Annotated in this window: 8 protein-coding genes; 5 read left to right on the top strand and 3 right to left on the bottom strand. The window is 71.8% G+C overall.

Annotated features, from left to right (window positions below; translation table 11 throughout):
• Positions 1-181: 181 nt before the first annotated feature.
• Positions 182-1,435: an ROK family protein gene (locus ACIPSC_RS13085; protein ID WP_400825342.1), complete on the bottom strand. Its 1,254-nt coding sequence runs from the start codon at positions 1,433-1,435 to the stop codon at positions 182-184.
• 319 nt (positions 1,436-1,754) lie between these two features.
• Here ACIPSC_RS13085 and ACIPSC_RS13080 point away from each other — a divergent pair, with 319 nt between their 5' ends.
• From ACIPSC_RS13080 to ACIPSC_RS13065, 4 genes are all read left to right on the top strand, one after another.
• Positions 1,755-3,068: an ABC transporter substrate-binding protein gene (locus ACIPSC_RS13080; RefSeq protein ID WP_400825340.1), complete on the top strand. Its 1,314-nt coding sequence runs from the start codon at positions 1,755-1,757 to the stop codon at positions 3,066-3,068.
• A 1-nt stretch (position 3,069) separates the two neighbouring features.
• A complete protein-coding gene (locus tag ACIPSC_RS13075; protein WP_400825339.1) occupies positions 3,070-4,014 on the top strand; it encodes a carbohydrate ABC transporter permease in 945 nt (314 codons plus the stop codon).
• Positions 4,011-4,853, top strand: coding sequence for a carbohydrate ABC transporter permease (locus ACIPSC_RS13070; protein WP_400825338.1), 843 nt, complete (start codon positions 4,011-4,013; stop codon positions 4,851-4,853). Before ACIPSC_RS13075 ends, ACIPSC_RS13070 begins: the two co-directional genes overlap by 4 nt.
• 98 nt (positions 4,854-4,951) lie before the next feature.
• Entirely contained in the window at positions 4,952-6,301 is a 1,350-nt protein-coding gene (locus ACIPSC_RS13065) for a GH1 family beta-glucosidase (RefSeq protein WP_400825337.1), read from the top strand.
• Between the two features lie 17 nt (positions 6,302-6,318).
• Here ACIPSC_RS13065 and ACIPSC_RS13060 read toward each other — a convergent pair whose 3' ends face one another.
• Both ACIPSC_RS13060 and ACIPSC_RS13055 read right to left on the bottom strand, forming a co-directional pair.
• Positions 6,319-6,771 (bottom strand): hypothetical protein, encoded by a 453-nt coding sequence (locus tag ACIPSC_RS13060; protein WP_400825336.1) that lies wholly within the window; start codon positions 6,769-6,771, stop codon positions 6,319-6,321.
• A gap of 108 nt (positions 6,772-6,879) precedes the next feature.
• Positions 6,880-12,693: an RHS repeat domain-containing protein gene (locus ACIPSC_RS13055; RefSeq protein ID WP_400825334.1), complete on the bottom strand. Its 5,814-nt coding sequence runs from the start codon at positions 12,691-12,693 to the stop codon at positions 6,880-6,882.
• 673 nt (positions 12,694-13,366) lie between these two features.
• Here ACIPSC_RS13055 and ACIPSC_RS13050 point away from each other — a divergent pair.
• Positions 13,367-17,425 (top strand): FG-GAP-like repeat-containing protein, encoded by a 4,059-nt coding sequence (locus tag ACIPSC_RS13050; protein ID WP_400825333.1) that lies wholly within the window; start codon positions 13,367-13,369, stop codon positions 17,423-17,425.
• Positions 17,426-17,487 lie beyond the last annotated feature (62 nt).

Here is a 17,487-nt window from a genome sequence, read left to right as displayed (position 1 = left end):
GGGAGTCTCGGGGCTGCCGATCGGGGGTGTCAACCCCGCGCGCACACTTTCCTCACGGCGTGAACTCGGCGGTGGGCCAACGGATTCGGCCGAACCGCCTGGTCACCCGCGGCGCGGCGGCACGGCCGTCCGGGGCTCGGCGGCCCGGCTGTCCGCGGCGCGACCGCCCACCGTCAGCGGCTCAGCGCCCGCCCGACCGCAGCGCCGCCCGGCGCTCGGCGGCTCGGCGCGGGAACTCCCCGCCGGAGTCCAGGAAGTCCGAGAGCGGGAGGGTCGCCGCGCCGACGGTGACCGCCTCCGGGCCGAGCAGACCGAGCACGATCGAGGTCTGCTCCCGCGGGAAGCGCAGCGCGTACTCGGTCGCCGCCGCCCGGATGCCGGGGAGCAGCCGGGGCCCGAGCAGCAGCCCCGCCCACCCGCCGATCACGATCCGCTCGGGGTTGAACAGGTTGACCAGGTCGGCGATGGCCGCGCCCAGGTACTCGGCGGCCTCCGCCAGCAGGGCGGCCGCGGCCGGCTCGCCCGTCTCGGCGGCGGCCAGCAGCGCCGCCAGCCCGGCCTTCTCGCCCCCGGGCGGCGCCGCGCCCCACCGCTCCAGCAGGGCCTCCGCCCCGACGTACGCCTCCAGGCAGCCGCGCGCGCCGCACCGGCAGCGCCGGCCGCCGACGTGCACCTTGGTGTGGCCCCACTCCCCCGCGCTGCTGGTGGCCCCGCGGAAGCGGGCACCGTCGGCGATCACGCAGGCGCCGACGCCGGAGCCGAACAGGGCGACCACCGCATGCCGGACGCCCCGCCCGGCACCGAACCACATCTCGGCCTGGCCGAGGGTCTTGGCGCCGTTGTCGACGAAGAGCGGCAGGTCGGTCCCGGCCCGCAGCAGCCGGCCCAGCGGCACGGCGTCCCAGCCGACCGTCTGGCCGTGCACGACGACGCCGAGCCCGTCCTCGTCGGGATCGCCCTGCTCGACGATGCCCGGGACGCCGATGCCCACGCCCAGGACGGCGGCCGGGTCGGTGCCGGTGCGCTCCAGCACCTCGGCGAGCCCGGCGAGGATCAGCTCGACCACGTGGTCCACGTCGTGGCCCTGGTCGGAGAGCGGCCGGTCGCTGGCGGCCAGCTCCGTCCGGGCCAGGTCGAACAGTGCGACCCGGACCTGCGTCTCGCCGACGTCCACCCCCACCAGGAAGGCCCGCCGGGCCGCGACCTGGAGCAGGATCCGCGGCCGCCCGCCGTCGGACTCCACCGAGCCGCACTCCTCGATCAGCCCGTCGGCGAGCAGTTCGCCCGTCACGTTGCTGATCGATCCGGCGCTCAGACCGGTGACCGCGCCCAGCTCCTGCCGGCTGAGCGGCCCCTCGAAGTAGAGCCGCCGCAGCAGTGCCGACCGGCTGCCTCTGCGCAGGTCACGCACCGTCTTCTTGCCCCGCACGGTCATGGGATCTCCCTCCTGACCCGAATCTATCGCTGCCCGAACCCTTGACGGAAGCTTTTCTCACACGTTAAATCACGGCCTGAAGTAAGCCGTCCAGCAACGCACTTCACCGAACTCGACAGGCACAGCAGTTCACCCGCACGCAGTCCGCCCCCGTTCGCGGTCCACCCCCCGTTCGCAGTTCACCCCACACGCAGTCCACCCGTACGCAGCCCGGCGCCGGAGCAGGCAGGCCCCGGCGCGGGCCGCCCTTGCAGCACCCCACCCTCACCGCACCCCACCCCCGGAAGCAGCCCACCAGCCCGAGAGGGGCACATCGGTCATGCCCATGAGCCGAGCCGCCGCGGCCACCGCCCTGGTCGCCACCCTGGTCCTCACCGCCACCGCCTGCGGTGGCGGTTCCACCGCCGGCGGCGGGGGCGACAACAGCCCGCGCACACTCACCTACTGGGCCTCCAACCAGGGCACCAGCCTGGAGAACGACCGCCAGGTCCTGGAGCCGGAGCTGAAGCGGTTCGAACAGCAGACCGGCATCAAGGTGAAGCTGGAGGTCGTCCCCTGGTCCGACCTGCTCAACCGCATCCTCGCCGCCGCCACCTCGGGACAGGGCCCGGACGTCCTCAACATCGGCAACACCTGGTCCGCCTCGCTGCAGGCCACCGGCGCGCTGCTGCCCTTCGACCAGGCGGCCTTCGGGCGGATCGGCGGCCGCGACCGCTTCCTGCCCGCCGCGCTCGCCTCCGCGGGCGCCCCCGGCAAGGACCCGGCCGCCGTCCCGCTCTACTCGATGGCCTACGGCCTGTACTGGAACCGGAAGCTCTTCGCCGAGGCCGGGCTCGACAAGCCCCCGGCCACCTGGGAGGAGCTGGTAGCCGACGGGAAGAAGCTCACCACCGGCGGCCGGTACGGCCTCGTGGTCGAGGGCGGCAACGTCAACGAGAACGTCCACCACGCGTTCGTCCTCGCCAAGCAGCACGGCACCGACTTCTTCGACGCCGGCGGGAAGCCGACCTTCGACAGCCCCGGCGCCGTCGCCGCCGTCAAGCAGTACGTCGACCTGCTCGGCACCGAACGGATCACCGCCCCCGGCAACGCCGAGTACGCCAACAACCAGTCCGTCACCGACTTCGCCACCGGCAAGGCCGCCATGCTGATGTGGCAGACCGCCGGCGCCAACCTCGCCTCGCACGGCATGAAGCCCGAGGACTACGGCGTCGCGCCCGTCCCCGCCCCGGCCGGCGCCACCGGCGACCGCGCCACCACCTCGATGGTCGGCGGCATCAACCTCGCCGTCTTCCGCACTACCCACAACACCGACGGCGCACTGAAGTTCGTGGAATTCATGACCGGGACGGAGGAGCAGACCCGGCTCAACAAGGCGTACGGCTCGATCCCCCCGGTCAAGGAGGCCCAGACCGACCCGGCTTTCGCCACACCCGAACTCAAGGCCCTCACCGACGTGCTCGCGACCAGTGCCCGGCCGCTCCCCCAAGTGCCCGACGAGAGCCAGTTCGAGACGCTGGTCGGCACCGCGGTGAAGAACCTGCTCGCCGCGGCCGCCGCCGGCCGGCCCGCCACCGACGACTCCGTGAAGGCCGAACTCACCAAGGCCCAGCAGCAGATGCCGGCCAACTGACGTGATCCGCAAGCGCCTTCGCTCCCGTCCCCGGCTAGGCCTACGCCTACGCCCGAGCACCCTCCCGTACCTGCTGCTGCTCCCCGCCCTCGCCCTCGAACTGCTGATCCACCTGGTGCCGATGCTGGTCGGCATCGTGATGAGCCTCAAGCGGCTCACCCAGTTCTTCATCCGGGACTGGTCCGCCGCGCCGTGGGCCGGACTCGCCAACTACCGCATGGCGGTGGACTTCCACGCCCCCGTCGGCCGGGCGCTGCTGCACTCGTTCTGGGTCACCTGCGCCTTCACCGTGCTCGCCGTCGGCCTCGCCTGGCTGCTCGGCACCACGGCCGCGATCATGATGCAGGACACCTTCCGCGGTCGCGGCGCGCTGCGCGCGCTGTTCCTGCTGCCGTACGCCCTGCCGGTCTACGCCGCCGTCATCACCTGGTCGTTCATGTTCCAGCGGGACACCGGGCTGATCAACCACGTGCTCCACGACCAGCTGCACCTCGTCGACGAGAAGCCGTTCTGGCTGCTGGGCGACAACAGCTTCGCCGCGCTGGTCACCGTCTCGGTCTGGCGCAGCTGGCCGTTCGCCTTCCTCACCCTCACCGCAGGCCTGCAGAACATCCCGCGCGAGCTCTACGAGGCCGCCGCGCTGGACGGCGCCGGCGTCCGGCAGCAGATCCGCCGGATCACCCTGCCGTCGCTGCGCCCGGTGAACACGGTGCTCGTCCTGGTCCTCTTCCTCTGGACGTTCAACGACTTCAACACCCCGTACGTGCTGTTCGGGAGATCCGCCCCGGAGGCGGCGGACCTGATCTCCGTGCACATCTACCAATCCTCCTTCGTCACCTGGAACTTCGGCGCCGGCTCGGCGATGTCCGTCCTGCTGCTGCTCTTCCTCCTGCTGGTGACCGCCGTCCACCTGTTCGCCACCTCACGCCGAAGGGGTGCGGAATGATCGACCCGCCCGCGTCCTTCCGCCGGCTCCGCCGGATCTTCCTGACCGCGCTCGCCGTCTTCAGCGCCGTCCCCGTCCTGGTGATGCTCAGCAGTTCGCTCAAGCCGCTCCGGGACGTCCAGGGGCCGTTCCGCTGGCTCCCCAGCACCGTGACGCTCCGCCCCTACCTGGACATCTGGCACACCGTTCCGCTCGGCCGGTACCTGGTCAACTCACTGATCGTGGCCGGCGGCGCGACGGTCTGCTCGGTGCTGATCGCCGTCCTCGCGGCGTACGCGGTGAGCCGCTACCGCTTCCGCGGCCGGCGGCTGTTCACCGTGACGGTGCTCTCCACCCAGATGTTCCCCGGCATCCTGTTCCTGCTCCCGCTCTTCCTCATCTTCGTCAACGTGGGCAACGCCACCGGCGTCGCGCTGTACGGCAGCCGGGGCGGCCTGATCCTCACCTACCTGACCTTCTCGCTGCCGTTCTCGATCTGGATGCTGGTCGGCTACTTCGACTCGATCCCGCGGGACCTCGACGAGGCCGCGCTGGTCGACGGCTGCGGGCCGCTCCAGGCGCTGGTGCGGATCGTCGTCCCGGCCGCCGTGCCGGGCATCGTCGCGGTCGCCGTGTACGCCTTCATGACCGCCTGGGGCGAGGTGCTGTTCGCCTCGGTGCTGACGAACGACGAGACCCGCACCCTCGCGGTCGGCCTCCAGGGCTACGCCACGCTCAGCGACGTCTACTGGAACCAGGTGATGGCCGCCTCGCTGGTGGTGAGCGTGCCCGTCGTCGCGGGCTTCCTGCTGCTGCAGCGCTACCTGGTCGCCGGCCTCACCGCCGGAGCCGTCAAGTGACCGACTTCCCGCCCCCGAACCCGGCCGTGCCCGCAACCCCCGCCGCGCCCGCAACACCTGCCGTGACCGGACCACCCGCCGTGACCGAAAGGCCCGCCGTGACCGACCTCAGCGCGCTGAGCTCCCTGCCCGACGACTTCCTCTGGGGCGCGGCCACCGCCGCCTACCAGATCGAGGGCGCAGCGGACGCCGACGGCCGCGCCCCGTCCATCTGGGACACCTTCGCCCGCACCCCCGGCCGGGTGGCCAACGGCGACACCGGCGACACCGCCTGCGACCACTACCACCGCTGGTCCGAGGACATCGCGCTGATGCGCCGGCTCGGCCTCGGCGCCTACCGGTTCTCGATCGCCTGGCCCCGGGTCGTCCCGCACGCCGACGGCCGGGTCAACCCCGCCGGCCTGGACTTCTACGACCGCCTGGTCGACGGACTGCTCGCCGCCGGCATCCGGCCCTTCCCCACCCTCTACCACTGGGACCTCCCCCAGGCCCAGCAGGACCGCGGCGGCTGGCCGGAACGCGCGACCGCCGAGCGGTTCGCCGAGTACACCGCCGCGGTCGCGGCCAGCCTGGGCGACCGGGTCACCGACTGGGCCACCCTCAACGAGCCGCTCTGCTCCGCCTGGATCGGCCACCTCGACGGCGCGATGGCCCCCGGCCTCACCGACCTCACCGCCGCCGTCCGCGCCTCCTACCACCTCCACCTCGGCCACGGCCTCGCCGTACAAGTACTGCGCGAGACCGTCCGCGGCGCCCGGATCGGCCTGGTCAACAACCTCAGCCCGGTCGAGCCGGCCACCGGCTCCGAGGCCGACCGCGCCGCCGCCGTCCGGGCCGACGGGCACATCAACCGCTGGTGGCTGGACCCCGTCCTCGGCCGCGGCTACCCGCAGGACATGCGCGAGGTCTACGGCGTCGACCTGCCGGAGCGCGACGGTGACCTCGACCTGATCGCCGCGCCGCTCGACTGGCTCGGCCTCAACTACTACTTCCGCCAGATCGTCACCGCCGACCCGGCCGGCCCGGCCCCCTACTTCCGGCAGGTCCCCGGCCCCAACCCCGAGCACACCGCGATGCCCTGGGAGGTGCACGCCCCCGGCCTGGAGGAGCTGCTGCTGCGGCTCACCCGCGAGTACGGCGCCCGGCGCATCTACGTCACCGAGAACGGCTCCGCCTACCGCGACACCGTCGCCCCCGACGGTACCGTCCACGACCCCGAGCGCACCGCCTTCCTGGAACGGCACCTCGCCGCCTGCGCCCGCGCCGCCGCCCAGGGCGCCCCGCTGGCCGGCTACTTCGCCTGGTCCCTGCTCGACAACTTCGAGTGGGCCTACGGCTACGACAAGCGCTTCGGCCTGGTCCACGTCGACTACCCCACCCAGCACCGCACCATCAAGACCAGCGGCCACCGCTACGCCGCCCTCATCACCACCCACCGGGGCGGGTGAGGGCCGGGGCGGCTCGGTCAGACCCCGGCGGCCGGGCGCAGGCCGCGGACGGCCCAGTGGAAGCCGGCGGCGACCAGCAGCACGGTCGCCCCGGCGACGGCGGCGATCTCGGGCTCCAGGAAAACCCCCGGCTCGTCGAATACGAAGCCGAGCAGCAGGAACTCCCCGGCGAAGGCCAGGGCTGCGCCCAGCGGCGGCGCGATCCAGCCGCTGAGCGCAGCCCTCGGCGGCAGCCAGGCCAGCACCGAGGCGGTCACCAGGGCGAGGACGGTGCCGAGCACCGCCCCCACCACGAGGCCGAACGGGGCCAGCACGACGCTGTAGCCGAGCACGGTGACCGTCGTGGCCAACACGCCGCCGACGACCCCGCCCGCGCCGACGAGCCGCGCCCAGACGAGCAGCCGCCAGCGGTCGGGGGCGGACGGGCCCGGGGGCGCGGCGGGGGGAACAGTGGGAAGCGAAGCGGTCATCGGTCCATTCTCCAGGTCGGTCGGATGGCGGTGCCCGCCGGATCGGCGGAGGCCGTTCCGGCGGGCACCGGTGTCACAGGGAGGGGAACCCGCCCCTCCTCGGAGTTCCTAGCCCTCCAGCTCCGACATGCGGCCGTAGGAGTCCGAGGTGAGGTACTCCCTCGCGCCGCGCTTGATGAGCAGGACGGTCATGGCCTTGTTGCCGTTCGCCTCCCGGGCGGCACGCTCGCCGAGCGCCTGCCCGTACTCGTTGTTCAGCAGGTCCACGGTGTGGTCGGCCTCCTCCTTCGCCGGGTAGTAGGCCTCGTGCGCGGCGGCCCACTTCTCCGCCTTCTCCTTCCCGAGCCGGGCGGTCAGGCACGCCTGCCAGATGACGTGGCGGTAGGCGTTGGCCTTCTCGCCCGAGCTCTCCCCGAGGTACGTGTCGACCTCGTCCAGCGCCCAGACGCTCTCGGTCGCGTAGATGGCGCACTCGTCATGGTTCTCACTGCAGAGCGCCGACTCCGCCGAGTTGAACGCGCCGTGCCACCGCTCCCCCAGCTGCGCCCGCTGCTCCTCGGAATCCGCCTTCCACCGGGTGGGCCGCCTCTTCTCCTCCTCGCGCAGGTAGGTGGCCCGCGACTTGCGCTCGTCCTTGCTCAGCTTGCCGAAGACGTTGCTGCGCGGCGGCGGCGGGGAGCAGTCGTACGTGGCGCAGTACTCGGGCGCCGGCTCGCCGCCCTCGGCGCGGGTGATGTTGAGGTAGTTGCTGCCGAACCCGGTGGGCTTGGTCCCCCCGTTGGTGCAGGTGTACTGGCCGGACCAGCACTCGGGCAGCGCCTCACCGGACGGGTCGGCGGTGCTCAGCGGGTTGTTGTTGGCGTAGCCGTAGGCGTTCAGCTCCTGCGAGCTGGTGCTGTCCAGCTTGGGGTCGACGCTGATGAACCGGCCGATGCCCGGGTCGTACTCCCGGGCGCCCAGGTGGGTCAGCCCGGAGTCGCCGTCCTTGACCCCGCCGACGAAGCCGTGGTCCCCGACCCAGCCGCTGCCGGGTGCGGTGCCGCGCTCGGCGCCGAACAGGGTGGTCTTGCGCCGGGTGACGGCCTGGGTGGCCGCGTCGACGTGGACGGTGGCGGTGCCGTGGTGGTCGGCGAGGACGAAGGTCAGCTTGCCCGCGCTGCGCACCGCGACGGTCTGGCCGCCGTGGGTGTAGTAGCGGGTGCCGGTGACCGCGCCGCCGGAGAGCTTCAGCTCGTTGCCGCCCGGCAGGTAGAGCGTGGTGCCGGCGGAGTCACGCCGGACCAGCCGCTGGCCGTCGGCGTCGTACACGTAGCTGTCCGTTCCGGCGCCGGTCAGCTTGGCCAGCCGGCCCTGCTGGTCCCACTCCAGGGTCTGGGCGGGCGCGGAGCCGATGGTGCGGCCGGTGGTGTTACCGGTGGCGTCGTAGCTGTACGTCTCCTTCAGGGTGCCGGCCGGGCCGGTCTGGTCGACCGCGACCAGGGTGTTCGGGCGGCCGGGCGCCGGGGTGTAGGTGCGCACGGTGTCGCCCGCGCCGGCCAGGCCGTGGCGGGTCTCGCCGCGGCGGTTGCCGACGGCGTCGTAGCGGAAGCTGGTCCAGTACGCGTCCGGGCCGCCGACGGTGGCCGCCGAGGGTGCGGCGGTGCAGTCGCCGGTGGCGGTCCAGGCCTCGGTGATCCGCCGCAGAGCGTCGGTGACCACGCACTGGGTGTCGGTGACGGCGGCGGCGTCCTGCCCTGAGCGGGTCGAGGTGCCGGTGACGTTGCCGACGGCGTCGTAGGTGTACCGGGTGTCGTCGATCCGCTGCGGCGCCGTCTCACGGTCGGTCACGGCGCGCAGCAGGCTGCCGGTGTGCTCGTCGTACTCGTAGGAGGCCCACAGGTGCGAGCCGAAGGGTCCGTACTCCTCCCGGAGGGTGCGGCCGTAGTGGTCGTAGGTGGTGGCCGCGACGATGGCGTCGCCGCCCGCGTAGGTGGTGGCGGCCAGGCCCGTGGTCGGGGTGTAGGAGCTGGTGACGCGCTCCTGCGGCAGCCCGCCGATGGCAGGGTGCTGGGTCCACATCGGCTGGCCGGTGTTGGCGTTGTACGACGTGGTCCACTTGTAGGTGCCCGCCAGCGCGCCCTCCGTCGCCGGGATGGTCACCTGGGTGCCGACCGGCTCGTAGAGGCTGTTGTACGAGGTGACCGCCGTGGTGTAGGCCGCCCCGTCGGCGTACCGGGTCGCCGTGGCCAACCGGCCCTTGGCGACGGTGTCGTACGTCCACTGGGCGAGCGCGGTGGCGCCCTGCTTGACGGCCGTGGTCCGGCCGAGGGCGTCGTAGTCGGTGTGCAGGACGACGCCGCGGCCGTCCTTCACGTCGGTGACCCGGCCGCCGGCGTCGACGGTCAGCTCGCTGGTGCCCTTGTCCGGGTCCTCGACCTTGACCTGCCGGCCGCGCGCGTCGTAGGTGTAGCGCCAGACACTGCCGGCCGGGTCGTCCATCCGGACCACCTTGTCGCGCCCGTCATAGGTGTAGCGGACCGACTGGCTCGCGGTGCGGCCGGCGTCCGTGTACTCCTTCAGCTCGACCACGTTGCCGCGGGCGTCCGCGTACTTGGTCGTCGCGGTGCCGCCGGCGGGCGGCACGACGGTGACCGCGTCGCCGTGGTACGTGGTGGTGGTCCGCTTGGTCTCGTCGCCGAATCGGCGGTCGACCACGGCCACCGCCCGGCCGGCGCCGTCGTACAGGGTGTCCTTCGACGCCGGGTACTTGAGCTCCTGACCGGTGACCAGAACGCCCTCGGCGGCGCCGTCCGCGTAGTAGCGGCCGGAGTCGCGCCAGGCCAGGCCCCGGGTGTCGTAGAACTGCTCGGTGACGAGCCGCCCGGCGCGGTCCGGCGAGGTGCGCTGGGTCTGCCGGGAGCGCAGCAGGCCGTCGTAGAAGGCGTACGCGGTCTCGTAGGTGGCGTCGTGCTGCAGGGTGCGGGTGGTGACGACGACCGGGCCGTCGTTGCGGACCAGGTAGTCGAACCCGTAGTTCGGCGCGTCCGGGTAGGTGGCGGCCGAGCGGGTCGGCAGCCAGACCTTGGTGATCCGGCCGAGCGCGTCGAACTGCGAGGTGGTGACCTTGTTGTTGGCGTCGGTGACGGTGACCGCCTGGCCGCGCAGCGGCTCGTAGCCGGTGGTGACGGTGTGGCCGAGCGGGTTGGTGACCACCGAGCCGCTCGCCGGCTCGCCGGTGGCGGGGGTGAACGCGGTGGTGGTGGTCCTGCCGTAGGTGTCGGTGGCCGAGAGCACGCGGCCGTAGCCGTCGTAACCGGTGCGCGCGACGGTGTCGTAGCCGGTGCCCTGCCCGTTGATCGCCCGGGTCTCGGTGGGCAGGCCCGCGGTGGGCGCGGCGCCCACGGTCGCAGTACCGTCATAGAGCGTCTGGTCGTCGGAGAGCACGTCCGCCGGGCGGCTGACCGGGGAGCCGCAGGCCTTGCCGGTCACCTCGACCCGGGACACCTTGTCGAGCAGCCAGTTCGCGGTGTTGCGGGCGTACTCGGTCGTGGAGCACCGCTCGTCACCGGAGACGGCCTCGTCGCCCTGCTCGCCGACCGTGGCGACCATGCCGTACGCGTCGAAGGTCCGGGCGAGGGACGTGCGGCGCTCGCCGCCGGTGACGGTCGTGCGGGTCCGCTCCTCGGCCACGCCGGTGTGGCGGGCGGTCAGGGCGGGCAGCCCGTCCCGGGTGCGGGTGGCGGTCTCGTCGGAGCGCCACGGGGTGTAGGAGGTGGCGGAGAGCAGCGGACCACCGTCGCCGTTGTAGACGGCCTTCTCGCGGAGCTGCCCGGCGAACTCGCGGCGGTCGGTGACCACCGCCCCGGCGGAGTCCGCGACTGCGGCGCCCTCGATGCCGCGGAAGAAGCGGCTCTCGGTCAGGGTGCGGGCGTCGAAGCCGGCGCCGGTGCGGGTCTGGACACGGCCGTAGCCGCGGCCCACCGAGTAGGTGCGCTCGTCGGCCTTGGTGAACTCGTCCTCGTTCACGGACCAGGCGGCGCCGTCGAGGTAGGAGTACTCGGTGACCTTGTCCGGGCTCTCGACCAGGTTGTCGCCCTCGACGACCTTCTCCACCACGTAGGAGTTGAACCAGTCGGTCTTCACGAGGTTGCCCTCGCGGAACTTCACCGGGTAGCAGCGGCTGGTGTTGGTGCCGTCGGCGGCCGGAAGGGACGTCGCGGTGCAGCCGGGCTGGGAGTAGTAGATCCCGATGGTGCCGCCGGTCTCCGTGGTGATCTCGGAGAGCCGCAGCCGGATGAACGGCGCGAGGCCGTCACCGGTCTTGTCCACCCGGTTGGCCAGCTGCTCGCCGGCGAAGGTCACCGCGGGCAGCGCAAGACTGCCGTTGCTCTTGCCGGTACGGGTGACGGAGCTCAGCCACATCGGGGTGGACAGGCCGTCACCGGAGGGAGGGAAGCTCTGCACCAGGCTCCAGCTGTCGACCTCCTTGTGGCTGCCGCCGGTCAGTGCCTTGGTGGTGATGGAGGCGAGGCGCTTGCGCGACCAGAACGACGGGGAGGCGTTGTTCTTGCAGTCGGCGCCGTCGGCGCAGTACAGGTCGAACGGCACGTCCTTCCAGTTCTTGGCATTGGCCTCGTCGAAGGTGCCGCAGCCGGTGAGGCAGCGCTCGTCGACACCGAAGGCCACGATGCCGGCCGGCTTCGCGGTGTACACGGTGTCGGCGCGCAGGCCGTACTCGATCCGGTCGAGCCAGCCGCCGCGCACGTACGGGGTGGCGGTGCCCTTGCCGGTCGTGGAGCTCCAGTTGCGGGCGTAGTTGTTGGACTCGGTGTTCCAGTAGTACGCCATGGCGTTGCCGCGCGGGTCGACCACGTAGTCCAGCTGCCACCGCCAGGCCTGCTGACACCAGGCGTCGGCGAAGGAGGAGTTGTAGCAGGGCTCGCCGGCTTGGTTGCCGAAGACCGGCACCGTCCAGGCCGACTTGGTCTCCGCCGCGCCGGCCGTGTGGCCCGGCAGGCGGTTCAGACCGAAGAAGTACTGGGTACCGTCGACCGTGGTGATCTTCCAGTGCTCGCCGTCGTTGTCGCCGTTGCCGGCGCCGGTCAGCCGCTCGACCTTCTCACCGCCGTCGGCCACCGGGTGCCAGCCCTTGCCGGCCTGGTAGACGAGTTCGGTCTGCTTGCCGCCGAGCGAGAGCACCGCGTTGTCGGTGAACCAGCAGAGGTCGCCGACCTTGGCGGTGTTGGTGCCGCCGGTCTTGTCGTCGTCACAGGGCTTGTAGCGGCGCTCGATGAAGCCCGGCTCCCAGTTCCAGCCGTCGCCGATCCAGCTCGCCTGGTTGTTGGAGGCGCCGGTGCGCCCGTCGACGCTCTGCGAGGAGTAGCCCAGCGCGACGGAGGGTTGCAGCCCGCCCGGGACGGCGGGCACGCCGATCGGGTACGACCAGGCGAACGCTCCGGAGGATCCGCCGCCCGACCACGTCCCGGAGGACTGGAGCGGCGTGGCCGCGTAGTCGCCGGTGGGGCCGGAGGTACCGGCCGTGGCGGCGAGCACCAGAGACCCGCCCGCCGGGGCCGCCGTGAGAGCGGCGGGCGCGGCGAGGAACGAGGACTTCCGTGGCGCCGAGGCGGCCGCCGGGGCGTCCACGACGGCCGAGACGACCGACTTCGCCGGCTCGTTCACCGAGTCCAGCGGAAGCGGGGTCCGGCACTCGGGGTTGCCGGGAGAGGTCAGGGCGCAGTCGGGGAGCCGGACCAGGTGCAGGCGTGACGCCCAGTCACCACCGTAGGCCTTCGCGAATGCGGTGTAGTCGACGGCGACGTCCACCTTGCCGCCGGCGCCGTCCCGGCTCTGCGTCGCGACCGAGAACAGCACGCCGTCGATTCCGGCGGCCCGGGTCTGCTGCCGGTCCGCGACCGTGACGACCGGACGTTCCTCGCGCACGTCGGGGCTCGACCCCAGGGCCGCTTTGCCCGTGCTTTTCCGGCCCTTGGTGTCCGCGCCGACCACGGTCGCCGATATCGCGGACGGTCCGGGCCAGGCCGGTTCCGCGGCGGCCCCGGACGGCGCCATCGCCTGGTCCCGCCTCTTCTCCCCTCCGGCCTTGACCGGTTTCACCGGTACCGGCCGGGTCTGCTGCAGGGCCGGCAGATCCGGTCCCTTGCCGCGGGAATCCGCAGCTGACGCCGCACTCGGCAGCGCCCCTATCAATGCCGTGGTGGCGACCGCGGTCGCCAACCACCGGGTGGCGTAGTGCCTCACTCCGTGCCCTTCGAATCATTGTGATTGAGCGGGCGAAGGCTAACAGGGGTCGCCGTCGAATTGTCTTCCCGGACTTCCGGACGGTGCGCAGATATGTCCGAATACGTGATCGTTCGTCATGATCAACCTGACTTGCCCGGATGGTTCGTCAAAGAAGTTGATTCGACGGCTTTCTGACTGGACACCAGAGAATGGTGTACGGCCACACTCCCACCGGAATCGACGCGCACCCGTCGCCATCAGGCGGTATAGAGTCCTACCGCTTTCGACACAGAACTCATCCGAAGGAAGCAGTGTGACCAAACTTTCCCACCGACTCGGCCGCCGCCGACGGCCGACGTCCGGAGCCATAGCCATGGCTCTGGCCGGAGGGCTCACGGCCGGCCTCGCCGTGAGCCCGTTCGCCACCGCCGCCCCGATTCCGCCTGCCGCGCCTGCGGTGGCGCAGCCCGGGGACGACGGCTCGGTCAGCCCCGAGGACAAGGCCCTCAAGGAGGCCAAGGCCACCAACACCCCGGTCGAGCTCGTCAACGCCCGCACCGAGCTGTCGGACACCTGGGCCAACCCGGACGGCACGTTCTCGATACGCCGCCACGGGGCTCCGGTCCGCGTCCTGCGCGGCGGGGCCTGGGTTCCCACCGACCCCACGCTGGAGTTCGCCCCGGACGGCTCGGTGCGCCCCAAGGCCGCCTCGGTCACCATCGCGTTCTCCGGCGGCGGCACCGCGCCGCTGCTGTCGGGTGTGAAGGACGGCCGCAAGCTCTCGCTCTCCTGGCCGAAGCCGCTGCCGAAGCCGGCGCTGGCCGGCAACGTCGCCACCTACCCCGAGGTCCTGCCCGGGGTCGACGTCCAGCTGAAGGCCGAGGTCGAGGGCTTCTCGCAGCTCGTCGTCGTCAAGACGGCGGCCGCGGCCGCCAACCCGGAGCTGGCCACGCTCAAGTACACGATGTCCACGGTCGGCGTGACGGTCTCCACCGACGCGGCCACCGGCGTGGTACAGGCGCTGGACCCGGCGGGCCAGCCGGTGTTCACCAGCCCCACCCCTCTGATGTGGGACTCCACGACCGCGACCAGCGCCCCGCCGGCCGGCGCCCCGGCGGCCAAGGCCATGAGCCTCGCGGCGGCCACCGCCGACGCGGCCCCGGCCGGGCCGACCGCGCCGGCGAGCACCTTCGACCAGCCGGCCGGCTCCAAGGAAGCCGTCATGCCGACGGCGGTCAGCGGCAACACGCTGCAGATCACGCCCGACCAGACGCTGCTCAAGGCCGCCGACACCAAGTACCCGGTCTACATCGACCCGTCCTGGCAGTGGGGCGGCCGGCAGAACTGGACCCGGGTGTACAAGAAGCGTCCGAAGGACAGCTTCTGGAATGCCAACGACGTGGCCCGGGTCGGCTACGAGTCCGAGACCAACGGCCTCTCCCGGTCGTTCTTCCAGATGGACACCGGCAACATCAGTGGTGCGAAGGTGATCTCCTCCACCTTCCGGATCGACAACACCTGGTCCTGGTCCTGCCAGGCCCGGCCGGTCCAGCTCTGGCACACCAAGGGCATCGACCGGAACACCACCTGGGAGCACCAGCCGGACCGGATCGACTGGCTCGGGACGGTCAACCAGTCCAAGGGCTGGAGCTCCAACTGTCCCGGCGGCAATCTCGAATGGGACGTGACCTGGAAGATCCAGCGGGTCGCGGCGGCCGGTGACCCGAACATCACGGTCGGTCTGTACGCCGAGAACGAGAACGACACCTACGGGTGGAAGAAGTTCGACCCCAAGTCGGTGACGCTGGAGACCAAGTACAACGACCCGCCGCTGACCCCGACCGGCCTGGGGACCAACCCCCACACCGACTGCGCCACCGGCGGTCTGATCGGCAACACCACGGTCAGCCTGTACGCGCTGGTGGACGACCCGAACGCCGGGAACCTCTCCGCGCAGTTCCAGGTCTTCCGCGACGGCAACCTGGTCGCCGACAAGTGGATCCCCGCGCTCAAGGGCCGGGTCTCCACGCTGGTCGTGCCGGACTCCGAACTGCCCACCGGCGACTACACCTGGCAGGTCCGGGCTTACGACCAGAGCGAGTACTCCGGCTGGAGCACCACCTGCCGGTTCACCGTCGACCGGACCCGCCCGGCCCGGCCGCCGAAGATCGACTCCTCCGCGTTCCCCAACGGTGACGGCGGCTGGCCGGCCGGCACCGGCAAGGCCCGTACCCCGGGCGGCTTCAGCATCGCGGCCAACGGCGTCGACGACGTGGTGCGGTACGGCTACTACACCGACTGGGACCCGGCCGTGAAGACCAGCGACGTCTCGCCCGGCGGCACCGCGAGCATCCAGCTCACGCCGTCCGGTGTCGGGCCGCACTTCGTCCACGCGTTCAGCCAGGACTCCGCCGGCAACCGCTCCGACACCGCGACCTACCTGTTCTACGCCGGCCGCTCGATGGAGCGGGACCAGGCGTACGACCTGAACGGCGACGGTCACAAGGACATCTGGAGCGTCGACTCCAACGGCACCCTGCTCACCTACGCGGGCCAGGGCGACGGCCGCTTCTCCTCCGCCACCAACGGCGGCCTGCACTTCGGCGACCCGCGGATCGCCTACTCGGGCGACTGGGGCGAGGACGGCTACAACGACCTCGTCTCCCTCGAGTACGACCCGGTCGACAAGCGCCGCAAGATCTGGACCTACCAGAACAACGGCCTCGGCACCGCCTCCGCCACCTTCGGCAAGGGCCGGCAGGAGCAGAAGCTGTTCTGCCGGGTCGCCGACGACGAGGGCGTCTGCCCCACCGGCAACGACCACTGGCAGCAGGACAACGCCCAGGTCCTCTCCCCCGGCGACCTCAACGGCGACGGGCGGCCCGACCTGCTCGTCCGCGACGGCAAGTACCTGTGGGCCTACTTCGGTGCCCGCAACGACTACCTGGACGACGACCGCCAGCCCGTGCTGGTCGGCGGCGACGACTGGGACAAGTACACCGTGATCGCCCCCGGCGACCTCAACGGCGACGGCGTGCCCGACCTCTGGCTGCGGAACGAGGAGAACGGCGACATCCTTCGGGCCTACGGCAGCAAGGACGCCAACGGCCTGATCGACCTCGCCACCTGGGGCACGCAGGACCGCACCCGTGTCGGCGTCGGCGTCACCAAGGCGCTCTACCCGACCGTCGGCTCGGTCGGCGACATCAGCGGCGACGGCGTCACCGACCTGTGGGCCCGGCAGACCGACAACACCCTCTTCGCCTGGACCGGCCAGGCCTGGGACGGGAGCGTCAACTCCTTCTCCGCCGGCTGGACCGTCGACGGCGTCGTGGGCGCCCGGATCCCCTCCGGCACGGAGCTCGCCTCCGGGCAGGAGTTCAGCACCGGCGCGTCGAAGCTGGTCATGCAGACCGACGGCAACCTCGTCCTGACCCGCGCGGGCAAGACGCTCTGGGCCTCCAACACCGCGGGCAACGCCGGCGCGGTGGCCCGGATGCAGGCCGACGGCAACCTCGTGGTGTACAGCGCCGACGGCTCCCGGACCCTGTGGAGCGCCGGCACCGAGGGCAAGGCGAACGCCTACGCCATGGTCCTGGAGCACGGGGTCCTGGTGATCTACAACGCCGTCGGCCAGGGCATCTGGACCAGCGGCACCCAGAGCCGGCCGGACTACAACGCCGACGGCTTCACCGACGTGCTCGCCCGCGACGCCAACGGCGACATGTGGGTCTACCAGGGCACCGGCGGCACCGGCACCTCGACCCTCGGCCAGCGCTACTTCGCCGGCAACGGCTGGTGGCGCGAGTACTGGACGCCGTACACCGCCGACCTCAACAACGACGGCCAGAGCGACATCGTCGGGCGCACCACCAACGGCGAGCTGGTGCTCTACCCGGGCACCGGCGGCAAGGGCCAGTACCCGTTCGGCAGCCCGGTCCTGATCGGCACCGGCTGGCAGTACGAGCGGCTCGCGTTCGGCGACGTCACCGGGGACGGCCGCACCGACGTCATCGCCCGCGACGGCGGCGGCGACCTCTGGGTCTACCCGGGCACCGGCGGCACCGGCACCTCGACGCTGGGCGACCGGATCTTCGCCGGGAACGGCTGGTGGCCGGCGGCCTGGACGACCATCCGGATCGCCGACGTCAACGGTGACTTCAAGGCGGACATCATCGGCCGCACCGACCAGGGCGACCAGTACGTCTACCCCAACACCAGCACCCCCGGGAACCTGAGCTTCGGCTCGCGGTACTTCTACGGGAACGGCTGGTGGAACGGCGAGTGGGAGCCGTTCGTCACCGACCTCAACAGCGATGGCACGCCCGAGCAGGTCGGCGTGACCCGCAACGGCGAACTGTTCGACTTCCTCCCCGGCGGGCGCACCCTGGTCGGCACGGGCTGGACGTCGTTCTTCGACGTGATCCTCTGACGAGGTGATCGTCTGACCACGGCGCGATAGCCGTACACCCACACCCAACGGCCTTCCCCCGG

The sequence above is a fragment of the Kitasatospora sp. NPDC090091 genome, assembly GCF_044747365.1.
Lineage (GTDB): Bacteria > Actinomycetota > Actinomycetes > Streptomycetales > Streptomycetaceae > Kitasatospora.
This window is presented reverse-complemented; position numbering and strand designations above follow the sequence as displayed.

Excerpts from the sequence above, each read along its gene's own strand:
- ACIPSC_RS13085 (WP_400825342.1), bottom strand. The coding sequence starts at position 1,435 with ATGACCGTGCGGGGCAAGAAGACGGTGCGTGACCTGCGCAGAGGCAGC.
- ACIPSC_RS13080 (WP_400825340.1), top strand. The coding sequence starts at position 1,755 with ATGCCCATGAGCCGAGCCGCCGCGGCCACCGCCCTGGTCGCCACCCTG.
- ACIPSC_RS13070 (WP_400825338.1), top strand. The coding sequence starts at position 4,011 with ATGATCGACCCGCCCGCGTCCTTCCGCCGGCTCCGCCGGATCTTCCTG.
- ACIPSC_RS13060 (WP_400825336.1), bottom strand. The coding sequence starts at position 6,771 with ATGACCGCTTCGCTTCCCACTGTTCCCCCCGCCGCGCCCCCGGGCCCG.
- ACIPSC_RS13050 (WP_400825333.1), top strand. The coding sequence starts at position 13,367 with ATGGCTCTGGCCGGAGGGCTCACGGCCGGCCTCGCCGTGAGCCCGTTC.